Annotated in this window: 1 protein-coding gene; it reads left to right on the top strand. The window is 60.1% G+C overall.

Translation table 11 applies throughout. The features are described 5' to 3' along the window. Nucleotides 1-557 precede the first annotated feature (557 nt). Nucleotides 558-1,379, top strand: a complete 822-nt coding sequence (locus RM463_RS17390) for a replication initiation factor domain-containing protein (RefSeq protein ID WP_311430770.1) — start codon at nt 558-560, stop codon at nt 1,377-1,379. Nucleotides 1,380-1,728: the final 349 nt, after the last annotated feature.

Genomic DNA, 1,728 nt, shown 5'->3' with positions numbered 1-1,728 from the left:
GTAGGAAACCGGCCCGGCCACGGGCCGTGTTTGTCGGATTCGTCGCCAGAAAGCCGCGTGGTGCCTTGAATTGGGTGGTGGTGAGCGTCAGCGAACGCACGCCAAACGGGGTTATATCACCGGGCGATATTGGGGCGTAGGTGTAACGGGTCGCCTCGGACGTTACAGAATCCACGGGACCATCATTGCAAAACAGGGGTTTTGATTCGGTGTGCACTGCGGTGAGGTGGGAGCACCCACGGCGCGGGGCCGTTTGGGGTGTGGCCATCGCTACGCCGGGGCGCTAACGTGACTCTATCAGCTTCCGATCCATAAGCGGCTGACTAAATAAAGCGAAAGACCGGATTGCTACCAACAACCCGGCCTTTCTTGGCCATTACCTGGGATAGCAGGCAACGCCATGTCCATTAGTGTATTCGCGCCTTCGGTGTCGCTCAACGCCGGAACACCCCCGCCTAGTAATACGGGGGTCACCCTCCCAAGCTCGCTGCCTCCCTCCGGGGGTGCTACATGCTCGAAAGCCCCGTCTGGTGCGGCTTCCAGCCGTGGGGGCCGCCATGCTCTTTGACTGGTACGCCGCGGGGGTTGTGGATTCCCCTGGTTACATCCTGGAGTACCTCTCCGGCGCTTTTGATCTCTCCGACATCGAGCGGGTTATGCCTCGCAACGGGTATACCGATGCCGCCAAGGTGGTTAGGGGGTCTACAACGCTCTGTGAAGTCCTCTGGGGCGGAAATACCGGGGATAGGGTCATGGTGGTGGGGTCTGGTGCTAACGCCTCTCCTGTGGCCTCTCTGGTGCGTTCTGAGTGGCCTGATCATCTGGTTATCCGTGCTGATGTTGCTGAGGACTACGATGAGCCTGACGCCTTCGCTGCGCTCTCCGCTCTGATGCTTAACATTGCCGACAAGCATCGCCTGAAAGTCACGCATTACGGGGACTGGCACCGATGTGAGAACGGGCGAACGCTTTACGTAGGGTCGCGCCAATCGCCTGTCATGGTTCGGCTGTACGAGAAGGGTCTTGAACAGCGCGCCAAGGGGTATTCACAGAACGCCTCTGCCGACTGGGTGCGCCTGGAAGTCGAGGTGAAGCCTAAGCGGGCCGCTGCTCGCAAGCACCTGGCTACCCTCCAGCCGGATGACTTCATGGCGTGCGCTGCCTGGACTCGCGAGGTTGCGCTCTGTCTCTTCAACTCGGATCTTGTGCCGATCACTGGCCTTGGGACGATCAAGCGTATGTCGGACGATGAGCGGGCACTTGCTGCCCTGGTGAAGCAGTACGGCGGACTCCTGGGGCGCCTCAAGGATGAGCATGGCTCCTGGGATGATGTGGGGCTTCTCCTGGGCCGTTTGGTGGAAGATAAAGACTCCACCTGACCACTAGCCCTCCTGACTGCTGGCCCGCCTGTGTGCGGGCTTTTTCGTGTGCCTGTGTGCCTGGCTACCTGTGTGCCTGTGGCGCCGTACGGACGGCTGAGGACGGCGAAGCTAGCAGGACGCAAGCCGGACGGAAGGCGCGATTGCTTAGACCGATACGCTATTACGAACCCAAAACGTAATGCCATTACACGTGTAACGTAATTACGTAATGGTGGTGTAGTAGGAAACCGGCCCGGCCACGGGCCGTGTTTGTCGGATTCGTCGCCAGAAAGCCGCGTGGTGCCTTGAATTGGGTGGTGGTGAGCGTCAGCGAACGCACGCCAAACGGGGTTATATCACCGGGCGA

It is taken from the genome of Halomonas sp. LES1 (assembly GCF_031846005.1).
Taxonomy (GTDB): Bacteria; Pseudomonadota; Gammaproteobacteria; order Pseudomonadales; family Halomonadaceae; genus Halomonas.
The sequence above is the reverse complement of the archived record's forward strand: the minus strand, read 5'-3'. Positions and strand labels throughout refer to the sequence as shown.